Source organism: Pseudomonas sp. GM21, from assembly GCF_000282215.1.
Lineage (GTDB): Bacteria > Pseudomonadota > Gammaproteobacteria > Pseudomonadales > Pseudomonadaceae > Aquipseudomonas.
The window spans coordinates 14,971-31,085 of sequence record NZ_AKJS01000010.1; the positions used below are offsets into that span (position 1 = coordinate 14,971).

The following is a 16,115-nucleotide window of genomic DNA, read 5'->3' on the forward strand; positions in this document are numbered from 1 at the left end:
CAGACATGTCGTCTTGAACAATGGCCGCTGTGGCAAGTCTTGCCCTCGGCCTGTTTCGAGATACTGTCTTCGCCGAAGAGTCCGACACCCTCGAACTGAACACCTTCAGCGTTACTTGCGACTACGAATCCCATCGGCGGGTTACCGCGCCATTCGCTCCTCCAACGCGACTAAAACCGATACCGCGAAACGCGACGTCCCGCAGTCCGTTTGCATGGTTCCTGCCGTGAGTTCAAATATCTGGGCGGTTACCGGCCAACCCCACCGTTGACCTGCTGGCGTTTCGCAGGGCCTGCGAAAACGTCACCGTGACCCTGGTGGGTAATGGAGGGTTAAATGTGATATCGACTCAGACACAAGTCCCGATAAACAACAACCAGGTTACTTCCAGCCGAGGTCTGTTCTACTCAATGAATTTTATCAACGAATCGAATCATGAGTAACAATAAGTACTGCGACGATTACTAACCTCACTCAACAATGCTTATTTCAAATCAAGCTAAGCAGCTGTCATTTCTGACAGTAGCCCTCGAACCACTCCAAGGTTACCGTTCATATCGCAAAAGGCAGAATCACAGAATAAAACTTACTATTTACAACTAAAGGAGCTGCACTCGTGACCAGTCTTAATCCTGTAACAGAAAATAACGCCCAAAAGATGGGCACCTTTACGGCCACCATTGAGCGCGAACCCGATTTTCTTTCTAAAGACGTGTTACTACACAAGTTCGCAGGTGAGAACCCTGGCGGAATGATCATTGCTAATATATCTTCGAACTATCATCTTGCTATTGGCTTTCCCCAGGGCGTCGTAGAAAACAAAGAGGTAACATTAGTCTACCCTTTCCCAACCCCAACCCCAACCCAAAGCAATCTTCAATGGTCTTACAGCAATGGAACAACCAACCTCTTCGCTAAAACCGGCACAATAAAAATAACATTGACATCAAACAGCGGCGTGAGCCGAGCCACCGGTGTGTTCGACTTCATTACAACCGAACAACCACCTCGAAAAGTCTCTGGCACATTTGACGCAAGCCGCTGAGTAAGTACGCCAAGAGCAGCCTGACCAAGCTCACGATAATTGAGCTTGGTCGGTACGACAATTGCCGCAATGATTTCTACAAATCACAGAGACCGTCGATCAGTGCCTGATTCTGCTCTGGCGTGCCAATGCTGATCCGCAGGAACTGAGCAATCCGCTCCTGCTTGAAGTGCCGAACAATCACGCCCTGCTCACGCAACTTCGCCGCGAGGCCAGCCGCATCGTGCTTCGGGTGACGGGCGAAAATGAAGTTCGCCGCCGACGGCAACACCTCAAACCCCTTCGTCTCCAACTGTCCAACCACCTTGTCACGGCTATCGATGACCAGCCGGCACGTCTTGTCGAAGTACTCGCGATCCTCGAACGCCGCCGCAGCTCCCACAATCGCCAGACGATCCAGCGGATAAGAGTTGAAGCTGTTCTTGATCCGTTCCAGCGCCTCGATCAGGTCCGGATGCCCCACCGCCAGGCCAACCCGCAGGCCGGCCAGCGAACGGGACTTGGACAGGGTCTGCGTCACCAGCAGGTTTGGATAACGGTCGACCAGGCTGATGGCCGTCTCGCCGCCGAAGTCGATATAAGCCTCATCCACCACGACCACCGAATCCGGGCTGGCCTTGAGAATTTGCTCGACGGCATCCAGCGCCAGCAGGCAACCGGTGGGGGCGTTCGGGTTCGGGAAGATGATCCCGCCGTTCGGCTTGGCGTAGTCGGACGGGTTGATCTGGAATTGCTCGTCCAGCGGCACGGCGTCGAACTGGATGCCATACAACCCGCAGTAAACCGGATAGAAGCTGTAGCTGATATCCGGGAACAACAGTGGCTGATCGTGTTGCAGTAACCCGTGAAAGATGTGCGCCAGGACTTCATCGGAACCGTTGCCGAGGAACACCTGGTTGCCCTGGACGCCGTAGTACCTGGCAACAGCCTGCTTGAGCACATCGCTGTTCGGGTCCGGGTACAAACGCAGGTTGTCGTTCAGTTCGGTCTGCATGGCGGCCAAGGCTTTAGGCGATGGACCGTAGGGGTTTTCATTGGTGTTGAGCTTCACCAGTTTCATCAGTTTCGGCTGTTCGCCCGGCACGTAGGGCACCAGGCTTTTGACGAAGGGGCTCCAGAATTTACTCATGTTCACTTCCCCTGCTCTTTATTGGAGAGCGCGTCAATGATGCGGTATTCGGCGCTGCGGGCGTGGGCCGTCAGCGACTCGCCACGGGCCAGCACGGAAGCGGTCTTGCCCAGTTCGGACGCCCCCTGCTCGGAGCAGAAGATGATCGACGAGCGCTTCTGGAAATCGTAAACCCCCAGCGGAGAGGAGAAACGCGCGGTGCCGGAAGTTGGCAACACGTGGTTCGGACCGGCGCAGTAATCGCCCAAGGCTTCGCTGGTGTGACGCCCCATGAAGATCGCGCCCGCGTGGCGGATCTGCGGCAACCAGGCTTGCGGATCTGCGACCGACAATTCCAGGTGTTCCGGCGCAATGCGGTTGGCCACTTCGATGGCTTGCTCCATGTCACGCACCTTGATCAGCGCGCCACGGCCATTGATCGAGGTTGCGATGATCCCGGCACGCTCCATGGTCGGCATCAATTTGTTGATGCTCGCGGCAACCTTGTCGAGGAACTCGGCATCCGGGCTGACCAGAATCGCCTGGGCGTCTTCATCGTGTTCGGCCTGGGAGAACAGGTCCATGGCGATCCAGTCCGGATCGGTCTGGCCGTCGCACACCACGAGAATCTCGGACGGGCCGGCGATCATGTCGATACCGACCTGACCAAACACGTGACGCTTGGCGGTGGCGACATAGATGTTGCCCGGGCCGACCACTTTGTCGACCTTCGGCACGCTTTCGGTGCCGTAAGCCAGTGCGGCAACCGCTTGCGCGCCACCGATGGTGAACACCCGGTCAACGCCGGCAATGCAGGCCGCTGCCAGCACCAGTTCGTTGATTTCACCGCGCGGGGTCGGCACAACCATGACCACTTCGGTCACGCCAGCCACTTTGGCCGGGATCGCGTTCATCAACACCGAGGACGGATACGATGCCTTGCCGCCCGGTACATACAGACCGGCACGGTCCAGCGGCGTGACCTTCTGGCCCAGCACGGTGCCATCGGCTTCGGTGTAGGTCCAGGAATCCTGTTTCTGTTTTTCGTGGTAGCTGCGCACGCGGGCTGCGGCTTTTTCCAGTGCTTCGCGCTGCGGCACGGTGATTCGGGTCAGCGCCAGTTCCAGACGTTCGCGCGGCAGTATCAAGTCGGCCATCGAGGCGACTTCCAGGCCGTCGAACTTCTGGGTGAATTCCACCAGTGCGGCATCGCCACGCTCGCGCACGGCTTTGATGATGTCCAGCACCCGCTGATTGACCGAGTCGTCAGACACACTTTCCCAGCTCAGCAGATGATCCAGATGATGTGCGAAACCCGGGTCAGCAGCGTTGAGTCGGCGAATTGCAGTCGGTGCGGTCATAGCGAGAGCCTCATAGGATTGGCAAAAACTCAGGCGCCCGAAGCTAACATTCGATCCGCTTGGGCACCTGAGAATTCTGGCTATGAGGCGGATAGACGGCGCGACTCAAGGTCGCGCAGGTAAATCAGCCGCGGTGTCGAGACTCCACTGCCTTGCGCAGGGTGTCGATCAACGCCTGGATACGGGCGTGCTGCATTTTCATCGAAGCTTTGTTGACGATCAGACGCGAGCTGATGTCGGCAATGAAGTCCTGGGGTTCCAGGCCATTGGCGCGCAGGGTGTTACCGGTGTCGACCACGTCGATGATCTTGTCCGCCAGACCGATCAGCGGCGCCAGCTCCATCGAGCCGTAAAGCTTGATGATGTCGACCTGACGGCCCTGCTCGGCGTAGTAACGCTTGGCGACGTTGACGAATTTGGTCGCCACCCGCAGACGGCCCTTGGGCTCGACATCGCCGACACGGCCGGCGGTCATCAGCTTGCAGAGGGCAATTCGCAGGTCCAAAGGCTCGTACAGGCCCTGGCCGCCATATTCCATCAGCACATCTTTACCGGCGACGCCGAGGTCCGCGGCACCATGCTCGACATACGTCGGCACGTCGGTGGCGCGCACGATCAGCAGACGTACATCAGGCTGGGTCGTGGGAATGATCAGCTTGCGGCTCTTGTCCGGATTCTCGGTCGGCACGATGCCCGCTTCAGCCAGAAGCGGCAGGGTGTCGTCAAGGATGCGGCCCTTGGACAGTGCGATGGTCAACATGGGAAACGTCAGTCCTTAATCAGGAATCTTATGCCCGGTCGCAAACGGCGCCGGACACACATCGAGGCTTTCTCAATAATGAAAAGTCAGCCCCGATTTGAAACAAATCCAGCGGGCACGTCCCTGTGCCCATGCAGCAGAAACTAGCCCGGTACGCGGCGAATCTTGGCGCCGAGCATTTGCAGTTTCTCTTCGATGCACTCGTAACCACGGTCGATGTGGTAGATGCGGTCGATCAGGGTATCGCCTTCAGCGATCAGCGCCGAGATGACCAGGCTGGCCGAAGCACGCAGGTCGGTGGCCATGACTGGCGCGCCTTTGAGCGTCTCGGTGCCAGTAACGATGGCAGTGTTGCCTTCGACCTGGATCTTGGCGCCCATGCGGTGCAGTTCGTAAACGTGCATGAAGCGGTTTTCGAAGATCGTCTCGATCACAGCGCCCGTACCTTCGGCAATGGCGTTGAGGGAGATGAACTGCGCTTGCATGTCGGTCGGGAACGCCGGGTATGGAGCGGTCCGCACGTTGACGGCTTTGGGCCGCTTGCCGTGCATGTTCAGCTCGATCCAGTCTTCGCCGCAGGTGATTTCAGCACCCGATTCCTTGAGTTTCTCAAGCACGGCTTCGAGGATGGTCGGATCGGTGTCCTTGACCTTTACACGGCCGCCGGTCACGGCAGCAGCAACCAGATAAGTACCGGTTTCGATTCGGTCGGGCATCACTTTGTAAGTGGTGGTGTGCAGACGCTCGACGCCATCGATGGTGATGGTGTCGGTGCCAGCGCCGGAAACCTTGGCACCCATGGCGTTCAGGAAGTTGGCCAGATCGACCACTTCTGGCTCGCGTGCGGCGTTTGCCAACACACTGCGACCCTTGGCCAGCGCAGCCGCCATCATGATGTTTTCGGTACCGGTCACGCTGACGGTATCGAAGAAGAAGTTCGCGCCGCGCAAGCCGCCTTCTGGCGCCTTGGCCTTGATGTAGCCGCCTTCGACGTCGATGACCGCGCCCATGGCTTCAAGGCCACGGATGTGCAGGTCAACCGGACGCGAACCGATGGCGCAACCGCCAGGCAGTGCGACTTCGGCTTCGCCGAAACGGGCAACCATCGGACCAAGTACCAGGATCGACGCACGCATGGTTTTAACCAGCTCGTACGGTGCGATCAGGGTCTTGATCGTGCGCGGGTCGATTTCGACGCTGAGCTTCTCGTCGATCACCGGCTCGATGCCCATGCGACCAAACAGCTCGATCATCGTGGTGATGTCGTGCAGGTGCGGCAGGTTGGCCACGGTCACCGGGCCATCACACAGCAGGGTGGCAGCGAGGATCGGCAGGGCAGAGTTCTTTGCCCCGGAGATGCGGATTTCGCCATCAAGACGAACGCCACCGGTAATAATCAATTTATCCATAAGAATCTCGACGCCCTTGGGCTCAGGTGCGCTCGGCCCAGGCCGCGCTGCTGAAAAATTTCATAGTGACCGCATGGATGCTGCCATCGGTGATCCATGGGTTCAAATGGGCATAGATCTGCTGCTGACGCTTCACCGGGCTCAACGCCGCCAGTTCATCGCTAATCACATTCAGCTGGAAATTGCAGCCTTCGCCCTCGACTTCTACCAACGTTCCGGGCAGCTTTCCTTCAAGGAAGCTCTTCACTTCTACGGCCTGCATGCTCAACCTCAATCGGCGCCCTGTGCGCACGGGTCGGACATCATACAAAAAAGCCCCGCGCCTGCGAACCCCGCTAAGCAGGACTCTGACGGGGGGCTTGCTTATAGATGCGGTCAGGGGTGCGCCAACAGCTCGGTCAATTCGCTGACCTGAGCGATTTCACGCATGTCTTCTGGCATCCCGCGAATGCTCAGCGCCTTGCCGGCCGCCTCTGCATCGCGCATGAAGCACAGCAGCAGCGACAAGCCGACGCTGCTGGACTTCGATACTGCCGAACAATCAACCACCAGTTCAGTCGCTGCGCTGGACTTGATCAGCGCCTGTCCCTGCTTGCGCAGATCCGGGCCGGTGAGATAGTCCAGCATGCCACTCAACCGCAGCTCGCCGGATTCGCTCATGCGAATGGCCGACACACTCATTGGGCCTGAGTCTCGGTGGTTGCCTTGGCTTTGGCGACTTCCCCGGCCCAACCATTGATGGTCTTGTCCAGGTCGTTGCCATTGCGCTGCATCGCATCAGCGAACTGATCACGGAACAGCTTGCCGATGTTGATCCCGTTGATGATCACGTTGCGCAGCTTCCACTCGCCATTGATTTTTTCCAGTGTGTAAGACACAGGATAGATCGCGCCACTACTACCTATTACGGTCATGCCAACGCTGGTGCGATCGCCAGACTCGTCTTTGGCGGGGTCAACGGTGATGCCCTGGTTGTTGTACTCAAGCAACGCATTGCCATAAAACTGGAACAGGCCCCTCTTGAAGTTCTCTTCGAAGGTTTTCATCTGCGCCGGCGTGGCTTTTTTTGAATACTTGACCGTCATGATGCTCTTGGAAATACCCTCGGCATCCACCACAGGCCCGACGATCGTGTTCAGCGCCGTATAAAAGTCCTGGGGGTCCTGCTTGTACTTCTCTTTGTTGGCCTTCAGATCGGCCAGCATCCGGTTGGTGGTGTCCTGTACCAGATCGTGCGCGGAAGGCGCCGCTACGGCGTTAGCCATCAACGGCAGTGCCGCGAGTACTATCAACAGGCCACGTCGCAAGGTAGAGATCATTCAAAAGCTCCTCATTTGGCTTCTTTGCTTACAGTATTGAGCAAAAATTTACCGATCAGGTCCTCGAGCACCAGCGACGACTGGGTGTCGTGAATGGTTCCACCTTCCTTGAGCAAGGCTTCTTCGCCACCCACGCTGATACCGATGTACTTCTCGCCCAACAGGCCAGCGGTCAGGATAGATGCAGTGGAGTCAGTCGGCAGGTTATCTACGCGCTTTTCCAGTTGCATGGTCACCCGACCGGTGAAGCTGTCGCGGTCCAGATCGATCGCTGTGACCTTGCCGATGGTTACACCGGCCATGGTCACTTTGGCTCTGACCGTCAAACCGGCAATATTGTCAAAGTAAGCATAAAGTTTATAGGTGTCGGTGCTCGGACTCGGGGACAGACCGCTCACCCGCAACGCCAGCAGCAACAAAGCCAGGATGCCAGCCAGCAAGAAAAGGCCGACACCGATTTCCAGGGTGCGGTTTTGCATCAGAAATCTCCAAACATCAAAGCGGTCAGAATAAAGTCCAGGCCGAGCACAGCCAAAGAGGCATACACCACGGTCTTGGTAGTGGCACGACTGATCCCCTCGGAAGTGGGTTCGCAGTCATAGCCTTGGAATACGGCGATCCAGGTCACGACGAACGCGAAGACGATGCTTTTGATGATGCCGTTGAGCACATCATCAGTGAACGTCACGCTGTTTTGCATGTTCGACCAGTAGGAGCCTTCATATACACCCAGCCAGTCGACAGCCACCCACGAACCGCCCCAGATACCCACCACGCTGAAGATCATCGCCAGCACCGGCAGGGAAATGAAGCCGGCCCACAAGCGCGGGGCAACAATGTATTTGAGCGGGTCGACACCAATCATTTCCAGACTGGACAACTGTTCGGTGGATTTCATGTTGCCGATTTCGGCAGTCAGCGCCGAACCGGCACGCCCGGCGAACAACAACGCCGTCACCACAGGCCCCAGTTCTCGCAGCAACGTGAGCGCAACCATCTGCCCAACCGCCTGCTCCGAGCCGTAGCTCGACAGAATGTTGAAGCCTTGCAGCGCCAGCACCATCCCGATGAACACCCCGGAGACCACGATGATCACCAGGGACATCACGCCCACTGAATGCAGTTGCTTGATCAGCAAGCCAAAACCGCCGCCGATGCCACCGCGACCGAGCAAGGCATGAAACAGGAATATCGTCGAACGACCGAACACCGCCAGCACGTCGATGCCGGCGTGGCCAAACCGGCGCACGCGCTCTATTAGTGAAATCTTGCGCATCAACGCTTCCCCAGAAGATCTGCGCGGTAATCCGTCGCTGGAAAGTGGTATGCGACCGGACCGTCGGGTTCGCCGGTCATGAATTGACGGATCCGTGGCTCCTGCGAGTTCATCAACTCTTCGGGAGTCCCCTGCCCCAAAACCTGGCCTTCGCCGACGACATAGATGTAGTCGGCGATGCTCGCGGTTTCGGCCAGATCGTGGGACACCACGATACTGGTGATACCCAGCGCATCGTTGAGCAGACGGATCAAGCGCACCAGCACGCCCATGGCGATGGGGTCCTGGCCGACAAAAGGCTCGTCGTACATGAGAATCTGCGGATCAAGGGCAATCGCCCGGGCCAGCGCTACACGACGCTTCATGCCACCGGACAATTCGTCAGGCATCAGGTCGATGGCGCCACGCAAGCCCACCGCCTGCAATTTTAGCAGGACGATGTCACGGATCATTTCTTCCGGCAGCTCGGTATGAACGCGCAGCGGAAAGGCGACGTTCTCGAACACATCAAGGTCGGTAAACAGGGCGCCACTCTGGAACAGCACGCCCATGTGCTTGCGCGCATCGAACAGATCACTGCGCGACAACTTCGGCAGGTTCTGGCCGTTGACCCAGACTTCGCCCTTTGTCGGACGCAATTGTGCGCCCATCAACCGCAACAGCGTGGTTTTGCCGCACCCGGAAGGCCCCATGATGCCGGTGACCTTGCCGCGCGGGATACGGATATCGACGTTATTGAAAATGCTGCGCGTACCGCGCTTGAAGGACAGTCCCTTCAGCTCGACCGCGTAGGCGTTATCGGCACTCATCTAAACTCCTTGCGATGCAGCCTCTTACTCGGACGCCTGTCTCTCTGACGAAAGCACATACCTCCCCGGGCAGGCCGAACTGGCCGCGAACTATATCACTGCAAAGGCCATGCGCCCAAGGCCCACGCCGGTCCATGTTCAGCAACATGACAGGCAAACAGCCTTGTTTAGAGGGGATTGTGTAAGCGGGAATGCCAAAGCGTGACGAACTTGCGTGAGGGTTTTGATCATTACCGCTATAATCGCCGCCTTTTCATCAGGCTATACGATTTCTGACATGAGCCAATCCAGCGACCTGATTCAATCAGCACAACGCACCATCCGCCTCGAACTGGAAGCCGTAGAAGGCTTGCTGCCCCACATCGACGCAGATTTTGTACGCGCTTGCGAGATGATTCTGGCCAGCAAGGGCCGCGTGGTTGTGGTGGGCATGGGTAAATCAGGACACATCGGCAACAAGATTGCCGCGACCCTGGCCAGCACCGGCACCACGGCATTTTTCGTCCACCCGGCCGAAGCCAGCCACGGCGACATGGGCATGATCACGCGGGATGACATCATCCTGGCCCTTTCGAACTCCGGTTCCACCAATGAAATCGTGACCCTGCTGCCCCTGATCAAGCGTCTGGGCATTCAATTGATCAGCGTGACCGGCAACCCGGATTCCCCGCTGGCCAAGGCCGCCGAGGTCAACCTCAATGTTCACGTCGAACACGAGGCCTGCCCGCTGAACCTGGCACCCACCTCCTCCACCACGGCCGCCCTGGTGATGGGCGATGCCCTGGCCGTCGCATTGCTGGAGGCGCGCGGCTTTACCGCTGAAGACTTCGCCTTTTCCCACCCCGGTGGCGCGCTGGGCCGACGCCTGCTGCTGAAAGTGGAGAATGTCATGCACGCTGGGCAAGAGCTGCCACAGGTTCAGCGCGGCACCCTGCTTAAAGACGCCTTGATGGAAATGACCCGCAAGGGCTTGGGCATGACCGTCATTCTGGAAGCTGACGGTAAATTGGCCGGGATCTTCACCGACGGTGATTTGCGTCGCACACTGGATCGCAGCATCGACATCCACAGCGCCACCATCGATCAGGTCATGACCGCTCATGGCAAGACCGCCCGCGCCGAAATGCTCGCCGCCGAGGCCCTGAAAATCATGGAAGACCACAAAATCAACGCCCTGGTCGTGGTCGACAGCGAAGACCGTCCGGTCGGCGCCTTGAACATGCACGATTTGCTGCGTGCGGGAGTAATGTAATGAACACGGACCTGCTGCAACGCGGCAAACAGATCAAACTCGCGGTGTTCGACGTCGATGGCGTGCTGACTGACGGGCGCCTGTACTTTCTCGAAGACGGCAGTGAATTCAAGACGTTCAATACGCTCGATGGCCAAGGCATCAAGATGCTGATGGCAGCGGGCGTGCAGACCGCTATTATCAGCGGCCGCAAAACCCCGGTGGTCGAACGGCGCGCGAAAAACCTTGGCATTCCCCACCTTTATCAGGGGCGCGAAGACAAACTGGTAGTACTGGACGAGCTTCTGGCTCAACTCAACCTAAGCTATGAACAAGTGGCCTACCTCGGTGACGACTTGCCGGACCTGCCGGTGATTCGCCGCGTCGGCCTGGGCATGGCGGTAGCCAACGCCGCCAGCTTCGTGCGTGAAAACGCCCATGGCATTACCGTTGCCCGAGGTGGCGAGGGTGCCGCTCGCGAATTCTGCGAATTGATCCTGCGCGCCCAGGGCCGCCTCGATGCGGCCAACGCTGCGTACCTGTGAGCCCATTATGCTGAGCAAAAAGTTTCGTAACATCCTGCTATTCAGTTGCATCGCCGCGCTGTTCGCGGCGGTCGGCTACTGGAACATCAGTCCGGAACGCTTCCTCGACAAGCCTGTGGCCAAGCTCGATGAAAGCACGATCGACTATTACGCGCTCAACGCCCACAGCGTGCAGTTCCTGCCGGACGGCAGACTGCAGTACGAAATGACGTCCGACAAGGTCGAACACTTGAAGGCGTCCGAAGTCACGTTGCTGACTAATCCCGACCTGAACATGTTTCGCGGCACCGAGTTTCCCTGGCACGTCCAGAGTGAACACGGGGAAGTCAACCCGGACGGCACTCAGGTCGAGCTGATTGATTCGGTGCGCATCACCCGTTTCGACGAAAAAAATCGCAGGACCCTGATTACCACAACCCGTATGACTGTGTTCCCGCAGCAGCAATATGCGCAGACCGATCAACCCGTTAGTATCGACGGCGCTGGCGGTGTATCGACAGGCATCGGAATGAAAGCGTATTTGAAAGAAAGCAGGATACACCTGCTATCTAACGTAAGAGGACAGTATGAGGCTCGTTAAAACCCTCCCTATTTTGCTCAGTCTGGGCGCAGCACTGGGAAGCGTGAGCGCCTGGGCTCTGCCGAACGATCAAGAGCAGCCTATCCGCATACAAGCCGACGACGCCCAACTGGACGACAAGAATGGCGTTGCTACCTATACGGGCGATGTGATCATCACCCAGGGTTCGATGAAGGTTACCGGCAATAAAGTGACCATGACCCGCACCCCGGCTGGTGACATCGATGTGGTGACCTCGGTGGGCAATCTGGCCTACTTCGAGCAACTGCAAACTGCAGGCGACCCCAAGCCTGTCCAGGGCTGGGGTGTGACCATCCAGTACCATGCCTCGCAAAATCGCGTCGTTCTGATCGACAAGGCAAAAGTGGTCGACAAGGACAACAACATCACCCAAGGCGAGAAAATCGTCTACGACACCGAGAAAAAGCTTGCCAGCGCCGGTCGCGCTACAGGCAGCAAGGTGACCGAGTCGCGTCCGCGTATCGATATGGTGATCCAGCCCAAGCCGAAAACCGACGAGAAAAAGGCCCCGTAATGGCAACTCTGAAAGCTCAGCATCTGGCCAAGAGCTACAAGAGCCGCCAGGTCGTGCGCGACGTCAGCCTGTCGATCGACAGCGGTCAGATCGTCGGCCTGCTGGGGCCTAACGGCGCCGGCAAGACCACGTGTTTCTACATGATCGTCGGCCTGGTGCAGGCTGATCAGGGCCGCGTTCTGATCGACGATCTGGACGTCAGCCACCAGCCAATGCACGGTCGTGCAAAGGCCGGTATCGGCTATCTGCCGCAAGAAGCGTCGATCTTCCGCAAACTCTCGGTGGCCGACAACATCATGGCCATCCTCGAGACCCGCAAGGAACTCGACAAGGCCGGGCGTCGCAAAGAGCTGGAAAGCCTGCTGCAGGAATTTCATATCAGCCACATCCGCGACAACCTTGGCATGAGCCTGTCGGGTGGTGAACGCCGCCGCGTGGAAATCGCCCGGGCACTGGCTACCAACCCGAAATTCATCCTGCTCGACGAACCCTTCGCCGGCGTGGACCCGATTTCGGTCGGCGACATCAAACAGATCATCTACCACCTCAAGGCCAAGGGCATTGGCGTGCTGATCACTGACCACAACGTCCGTGAAACCCTGGATATCTGCGAAACAGCCTACATCGTCAACGATGGCCAGCTGATCGCCGAAGGCGATGCCGCCACTATCCTGGCCAATGATCTCGTCAAGGAAGTTTATCTGGGCCATGAGTTCCGCCTGTAAGCGTTGAGGTGTCTGGCTAGTCGACTGAGCGCTAATCGCGGTAAAAATCAACAGGTTTTTATTGTTACAGCGCTCTAGGCAAACACTTCAGTTTCAGGCATATAATTTGCTTATGTTTGGCGCTCCGGCGCCCTGTAGTGGATGGCGCATGTGCGCCGGCGAATAAGGTGTTAAGCCCCTGCCATGAAACCATCGCTAGTCTTGAGAATGGGCCAGCAGCTGACGATGACACCGCAGCTGCAACAGGCCATCCGCCTGCTCCAATTGTCGACCCTGGACCTGCAACAGGAAATCCAGGAGGCCCTGGAGTCCAATCCGATGCTCGAACGCCAGGAAGAAGGCGACGACTTCGACAACGCCGACCCCTTGGCCGACAAAGCCGAGCAGCCACCCAACGCCGACATTCAGGAACCCTCCTACCAGGAGACCGCCCCGACGGTGGACAACCTCGATGAAGGCGACTGGAACGAACGCATTCCCAATGAGCTGCCAGTCGATACCGCCTGGGAAGACGTGTACCAGACCAGCGCCAGCAGCCTGCCGAGCAACGATGACGACGAATGGGATTTCACCACTCGCACATCGGCCGGCGAGAGCCTGCAAAGCCACCTGTTGTGGCAACTGAACCTGGCACCGATGTCCGACACCGATCGCCTGATCGCCGTGACCCTGATCGACTGCATCAACAATCAGGGCTATCTGGATGAAACCCTCGAGGAAATCCTTGAAGCCTTCGATCCGGAGCTGGACATCGAACTGGACGAAATCGAAGCCGTCCTGCATCGCATCCAGCAATTCGAGCCAGCCGGTATCGGCGCTCGCAACCTGGGCGAATGCCTGCTGCTGCAATTGCGCCAATTGCCAGCCAAGACGCCTTGGCTCGCCGAAGCCAAGCGCTTGGTCAGCGACTACATCGATCTGCTCGGCAGCCGCGACTACTCCCAGCTGATGCGCCGGATGAAGCTCAAGGAAGATGAACTGCGCCAGGTCATCGAACTGGTCCAGAGCCTCAACCCGCGCCCCGGCTCGCAAATCGAATCCAGCGAAGCCGAGTACGTCGTCCCCGACGTTATCGTGCGCAAGGATAACGAACGCTGGCTGGTGGAGCTGAATCAGGAATCGGTGCCACGGCTGCGGGTCAACGCCCAATACGCCGGGTTTGTCCGTCGCGCCGACACCAGCGCCGACAACACATTCATGCGCAATCAGTTGCAAGAGGCCCGCTGGTTCATCAAGAGCCTGCAAAGCCGTAACGAAACACTGATGAAAGTCGCCACCCAGATCGTCGAGCATCAGCGCGGCTTCCTGGAATACGGCGACGAAGCCATGAAGCCGCTGGTCCTGCATGACATTGCCGAAGCCGTGGGCATGCACGAATCGACGATTTCACGGGTGACCACGCAAAAATTCATGCATACCCCTCGGGGTATATACGAGCTGAAATACTTTTTTTCCAGCCACGTCAGCACGTCCGAAGGCGGTGAATGCTCGTCCACAGCGATCCGCGCGATCATCAAAAAACTGGTTGCCGCGGAAAATCAGAAAAAGCCGTTGAGTGACAGCAAGATCGCTGGTTTACTGGAGGCACAAGGCATTCAGGTGGCTCGCCGCACCGTCGCCAAGTACCGCGAGTCCCTCGGGATCGCGCCTTCGAGCGAACGCAAGCGGTTGATGTAGAGCCACGCCACAGCGTTCCAGTGGTAGATCATCTGATCTACCGCTTTATGCACTGGCAACGAAGGAGAAGCTGTATGCAAGTCAACATCAGTGGACACCAACTGGAAGTGACCGAACCCCTGCGCGCCTACATCGGCGAAAAACTCGAACGATTAGAGCGGCATTTCGACAAGATAACCAACGTGCAGGTCACGATGACGGTCGAGAAGCTGAAGCAGAAAATCGAAGCCACCCTGCATATTCCCGGCAATGAAGTGGTCGCAAACGCGGAACATACCGATATGTACGCGGCGATCGATTCACTGACCGACAAGCTGGATAAACAACTCAAAAAGCATAAGGAAAAGACCCAGAGCCTCCTCCAGGGCGCAACCGGTCGTTAACCCCCCCAATCCATGATCCGACTAGAAACCATCCTGACCCCCGGCCGTTCTCAAGTGAACGCGCCGGGTGGCAGTAAAAAGAAAGCCCTCGAGCAAATTGCCAACCTTATCCACCGCGAAGTACCGGATCTGGAAATGCAGGACGTCTTCGAGGCCCTGATTGCCCGTGAGAAACTCGGTTCTACCGGTTTCGGCAACGGCATCGCCATCCCCCACTGCCGGCTCAAAGGCTGCACCTCGCCAATCAGTGCGCTGCTGCACCTGAAAGCCCCTATCGATTTCGACGCCATCGACGGCGCCCCGGTTGACCTGCTGTTTGTGCTGCTGGTCCCGGAAGCCGCCACCGATGCACACCTGGAATTGCTCCGCCAGATCGCCAGCATGCTTGATCGCAAGGAGGTGCGTGAAAAACTGCGCAGCGCCCCGAGCAATGAAGCGTTGTATCAGGTTGTCCTGGACGAGCAGAACGGTCACTAATCATGCGCCTGATCATCGTCAGCGGCCGCTCCGGCTCAGGTAAAAGCACCGTCCTCGATGTTCTCGAGGACAACGGCTACTACTGCATCGACAACCTGCCCGCCGGCCTGCTGCCGGAACTCGCCGAACGAGCGCTGATTCATACCGAACTGCTGCAACCGCTTGTCGCTGTGTCCATCGACGCGCGTAACCTGCCGAGCCACCTTTCGCGGTTTCCCGAACTGCTCGAGGAAGTCCGTAGCCGGCATATCAAATGCGATGTGCTGTACCTGGACGCCGACGAAGAAACCCTGCTCAAGCGATTTTCCGAAACCCGCCGTCGTCACCCGCTGAGCACCGCCAACCGTTCGTTGGCCGAGGCAATCGAGGACGAAAGCAATCTGCTGGGGCCCATCGCCGATCTGGCAGATCTCAAAATCAATACCACCAACCTGAACCTGTATCAGCTGCGCGATACCATCAAGCTGCGCCTGCTGAATCAGCCGGAAGCCGGTACTGCGTTCCTGGTCGAGTCATTCGGTTTCAAGCGTGGCATGCCGGTGGACGCGGACCTGGTGTTCGACGTGCGCTGCCTGCCCAACCCCTACTGGAAGCCGGAGCTGCGTGCGCAATCCGGGCTCGATCAACCGGTGGCCGAGTACCTGGCAGCCCAACCGGACGTCGAAGAGATGTTCCAGGACATATCCTCGTATTTGCTCAAGTGGCTGCCGCGCTTTGCCGCGAGCAACCGCGCTTATGTCACCATCGCCATTGGCTGCACCGGAGGACATCACCGCTCCGTCTACCTGACCGAACGTCTGGGCCAGGTTCTGCAACAATCCCTGAAGAACGTCCAGGTCCGCCACCGCGACCTCAGCTAAAGGATTCACATCGCG

20 protein-coding genes and 1 pseudogene are annotated in these 16,115 nt (G+C 58.0%); 11 read left to right on the forward strand and 10 right to left on the reverse strand.

Annotated elements, in window-relative coordinates:
• Window positions 1-20 precede the first annotated feature (20 nt).
• Both PMI22_RS32385 and PMI22_RS27100 read left to right on the forward strand, forming a co-directional pair.
• A pseudogene (locus tag PMI22_RS32385) lies at window positions 21-223 on the forward strand (hypothetical protein); the annotation flags it as partial.
• Window positions 224-616: 393 nt separating this feature from the next.
• A complete protein-coding gene (locus tag PMI22_RS27100; protein WP_007942733.1) occupies window positions 617-1,045 on the forward strand; it encodes a hypothetical protein in 429 nt (142 codons plus the stop codon).
• A 76-nt stretch (window positions 1,046-1,121) separates the two neighbouring features.
• Here PMI22_RS27100 and hisC read toward each other — a convergent pair whose 3' ends face one another.
• The 10 genes from hisC to PMI22_RS27050 all read right to left on the reverse strand — a co-directional run bounded on the left by hisC (window position 1,122) and on the right by PMI22_RS27050 (window position 9,087).
• Entirely contained in the window at window positions 1,122-2,174 is a 1,053-nt protein-coding gene (gene hisC / locus PMI22_RS27095; protein ID WP_007942734.1) for a histidinol-phosphate transaminase, read from the reverse strand.
• Between the two features lie 2 nt (window positions 2,175-2,176).
• Entirely contained in the window at window positions 2,177-3,514 is a 1,338-nt protein-coding gene (gene hisD, locus PMI22_RS27090) for a histidinol dehydrogenase (RefSeq protein WP_007942736.1), read from the reverse strand.
• Window positions 3,515-3,638: 124 nt separating this feature from the next.
• The gene (hisG, locus tag PMI22_RS27085; RefSeq protein WP_007942738.1) at window positions 3,639-4,274 is read right to left on the reverse strand and encodes an ATP phosphoribosyltransferase; all 636 of its coding nucleotides are present in this window, start codon (window positions 4,272-4,274) and stop codon (window positions 3,639-3,641) included.
• Between the two features lie 143 nt (window positions 4,275-4,417).
• Window positions 4,418-5,683, reverse strand: a complete 1,266-nt coding sequence (gene murA / locus PMI22_RS27080) for a UDP-N-acetylglucosamine 1-carboxyvinyltransferase (protein WP_007942739.1) — start codon at window positions 5,681-5,683, stop codon at window positions 4,418-4,420.
• Between the two features lie 22 nt (window positions 5,684-5,705).
• Window positions 5,706-5,945, reverse strand: a complete 240-nt coding sequence (locus PMI22_RS27075) for a BolA family protein (protein WP_007912386.1) — start codon at window positions 5,943-5,945, stop codon at window positions 5,706-5,708.
• A 113-nt stretch (window positions 5,946-6,058) separates the two neighbouring features.
• Entirely contained in the window at window positions 6,059-6,364 is a 306-nt protein-coding gene (locus PMI22_RS27070) for an STAS domain-containing protein (protein ID WP_007942742.1), read from the reverse strand.
• Complete coding sequence (locus PMI22_RS27065; RefSeq protein ID WP_007942743.1) at window positions 6,361-7,002, reverse strand: MlaC/ttg2D family ABC transporter substrate-binding protein; 642 nt, start codon at window positions 7,000-7,002, stop codon at window positions 6,361-6,363. Before PMI22_RS27065 ends, PMI22_RS27070 begins: the two co-directional genes overlap by 4 nt.
• 11 nt (window positions 7,003-7,013) lie before the next feature.
• A complete protein-coding gene (mlaD, locus tag PMI22_RS27060) occupies window positions 7,014-7,481 on the reverse strand; it encodes an outer membrane lipid asymmetry maintenance protein MlaD (protein WP_007942747.1) in 468 nt (155 codons plus the stop codon).
• Window positions 7,481-8,278, reverse strand: coding sequence for a lipid asymmetry maintenance ABC transporter permease subunit MlaE (gene mlaE, locus PMI22_RS27055; protein WP_007942748.1), 798 nt, complete (start codon window positions 8,276-8,278; stop codon window positions 7,481-7,483). Before mlaE ends, mlaD begins: the two co-directional genes overlap by 1 nt.
• The gene (locus PMI22_RS27050) at window positions 8,278-9,087 is read right to left on the reverse strand and encodes an ATP-binding cassette domain-containing protein (RefSeq protein WP_007942749.1); all 810 of its coding nucleotides are present in this window, start codon (window positions 9,085-9,087) and stop codon (window positions 8,278-8,280) included. Before PMI22_RS27050 ends, mlaE begins: the two co-directional genes overlap by 1 nt.
• Window positions 9,088-9,364: 277 nt before the next feature.
• Here PMI22_RS27050 and PMI22_RS27045 point away from each other — a divergent pair, with 277 nt between their 5' ends.
• From PMI22_RS27045 to rapZ, 9 genes are all read left to right on the forward strand, one after another.
• The gene (locus PMI22_RS27045; RefSeq protein WP_007942750.1) at window positions 9,365-10,339 is read left to right on the forward strand and encodes a KpsF/GutQ family sugar-phosphate isomerase; all 975 of its coding nucleotides are present in this window, start codon (window positions 9,365-9,367) and stop codon (window positions 10,337-10,339) included.
• Window positions 10,339-10,863 carry a KdsC family phosphatase gene (locus PMI22_RS27040; protein ID WP_007942752.1) on the forward strand — a complete coding sequence of 175 codons (525 nt, stop codon included), beginning with the start codon at window positions 10,339-10,341 and terminating at the stop codon, window positions 10,861-10,863. The genes PMI22_RS27045 and PMI22_RS27040 overlap by 1 nt, the downstream gene beginning before the upstream one ends.
• A gap of 7 nt (window positions 10,864-10,870) precedes the next feature.
• Complete coding sequence (lptC, locus tag PMI22_RS27035; RefSeq protein WP_007942753.1) at window positions 10,871-11,443, forward strand: LPS export ABC transporter periplasmic protein LptC; 573 nt, start codon at window positions 10,871-10,873, stop codon at window positions 11,441-11,443.
• Window positions 11,430-11,978, forward strand: coding sequence for a lipopolysaccharide transport periplasmic protein LptA (gene lptA / locus PMI22_RS27030; protein WP_007942754.1), 549 nt, complete (start codon window positions 11,430-11,432; stop codon window positions 11,976-11,978). Before lptC ends, lptA begins: the two co-directional genes overlap by 14 nt.
• Window positions 11,978-12,703, forward strand: a complete 726-nt coding sequence (gene lptB, locus PMI22_RS27025) for an LPS export ABC transporter ATP-binding protein (protein WP_007942755.1) — start codon at window positions 11,978-11,980, stop codon at window positions 12,701-12,703. The genes lptA and lptB overlap by 1 nt, the downstream gene beginning before the upstream one ends.
• Before the next feature lie 183 nt (window positions 12,704-12,886).
• Window positions 12,887-14,380: an RNA polymerase factor sigma-54 gene (locus PMI22_RS27020; protein ID WP_033048669.1), complete on the forward strand. Its 1,494-nt coding sequence runs from the start codon at window positions 12,887-12,889 to the stop codon at window positions 14,378-14,380.
• 74 nt (window positions 14,381-14,454) lie between these two features.
• Entirely contained in the window at window positions 14,455-14,763 is a 309-nt protein-coding gene (gene hpf / locus PMI22_RS27015; protein WP_007942757.1) for a ribosome hibernation-promoting factor, HPF/YfiA family, read from the forward strand.
• 12 nt (window positions 14,764-14,775) lie between these two features.
• A complete protein-coding gene (ptsN, locus tag PMI22_RS27010) occupies window positions 14,776-15,240 on the forward strand; it encodes a PTS IIA-like nitrogen regulatory protein PtsN (RefSeq protein WP_007942760.1) in 465 nt (154 codons plus the stop codon).
• A 2-nt stretch (window positions 15,241-15,242) separates the two neighbouring features.
• Window positions 15,243-16,100 (forward strand): RNase adapter RapZ, encoded by an 858-nt coding sequence (rapZ, locus tag PMI22_RS27005; RefSeq protein ID WP_007942761.1) that lies wholly within the window; start codon window positions 15,243-15,245, stop codon window positions 16,098-16,100.
• Window positions 16,101-16,115: the final 15 nt, after the last annotated feature.

Bases quoted from the DNA above. Each gene is read 5' to 3' on its own strand.
- hisC (WP_007942734.1), bottom strand. From the start codon at position 2,174: ATGAGTAAATTCTGGAGCCCCTTCGTCAAAAGCCTGGTGCCCTACGTG.
- hisD (WP_007942736.1), bottom strand. From the start codon at position 3,514: ATGACCGCACCGACTGCAATTCGCCGACTCAACGCTGCTGACCCGGGT.
- hisG (WP_007942738.1), bottom strand. From the start codon at position 4,274: ATGTTGACCATCGCACTGTCCAAGGGCCGCATCCTTGACGACACCCTG.
- murA (WP_007942739.1), bottom strand. From the start codon at position 5,683: ATGGATAAATTGATTATTACCGGTGGCGTTCGTCTTGATGGCGAAATC.
- PMI22_RS27075 (WP_007912386.1), bottom strand. From the start codon at position 5,945: ATGCAGGCCGTAGAAGTGAAGAGCTTCCTTGAAGGAAAGCTGCCCGGA.
- PMI22_RS27070 (WP_007942742.1), bottom strand. From the start codon at position 6,364: ATGAGTGTGTCGGCCATTCGCATGAGCGAATCCGGCGAGCTGCGGTTG.
- PMI22_RS27065 (WP_007942743.1), bottom strand. From the start codon at position 7,002: ATGATCTCTACCTTGCGACGTGGCCTGTTGATAGTACTCGCGGCACTG.
- mlaD (WP_007942747.1), bottom strand. From the start codon at position 7,481: ATGCAAAACCGCACCCTGGAAATCGGTGTCGGCCTTTTCTTGCTGGCT.
- mlaE (WP_007942748.1), bottom strand. From the start codon at position 8,278: ATGCGCAAGATTTCACTAATAGAGCGCGTGCGCCGGTTTGGCCACGCC.
- PMI22_RS27050 (WP_007942749.1), bottom strand. From the start codon at position 9,087: ATGAGTGCCGATAACGCCTACGCGGTCGAGCTGAAGGGACTGTCCTTC.
- PMI22_RS27045 (WP_007942750.1), top strand. From the start codon at position 9,365: ATGAGCCAATCCAGCGACCTGATTCAATCAGCACAACGCACCATCCGC.
- PMI22_RS27040 (WP_007942752.1), top strand. From the start codon at position 10,339: ATGAACACGGACCTGCTGCAACGCGGCAAACAGATCAAACTCGCGGTG.
- lptC (WP_007942753.1), top strand. From the start codon at position 10,871: ATGCTGAGCAAAAAGTTTCGTAACATCCTGCTATTCAGTTGCATCGCC.
- lptA (WP_007942754.1), top strand. From the start codon at position 11,430: ATGAGGCTCGTTAAAACCCTCCCTATTTTGCTCAGTCTGGGCGCAGCA.
- lptB (WP_007942755.1), top strand. From the start codon at position 11,978: ATGGCAACTCTGAAAGCTCAGCATCTGGCCAAGAGCTACAAGAGCCGC.
- PMI22_RS27020 (WP_033048669.1), top strand. From the start codon at position 12,887: ATGAAACCATCGCTAGTCTTGAGAATGGGCCAGCAGCTGACGATGACA.
- hpf (WP_007942757.1), top strand. From the start codon at position 14,455: ATGCAAGTCAACATCAGTGGACACCAACTGGAAGTGACCGAACCCCTG.
- ptsN (WP_007942760.1), top strand. From the start codon at position 14,776: ATGATCCGACTAGAAACCATCCTGACCCCCGGCCGTTCTCAAGTGAAC.
- rapZ (WP_007942761.1), top strand. From the start codon at position 15,243: ATGCGCCTGATCATCGTCAGCGGCCGCTCCGGCTCAGGTAAAAGCACC.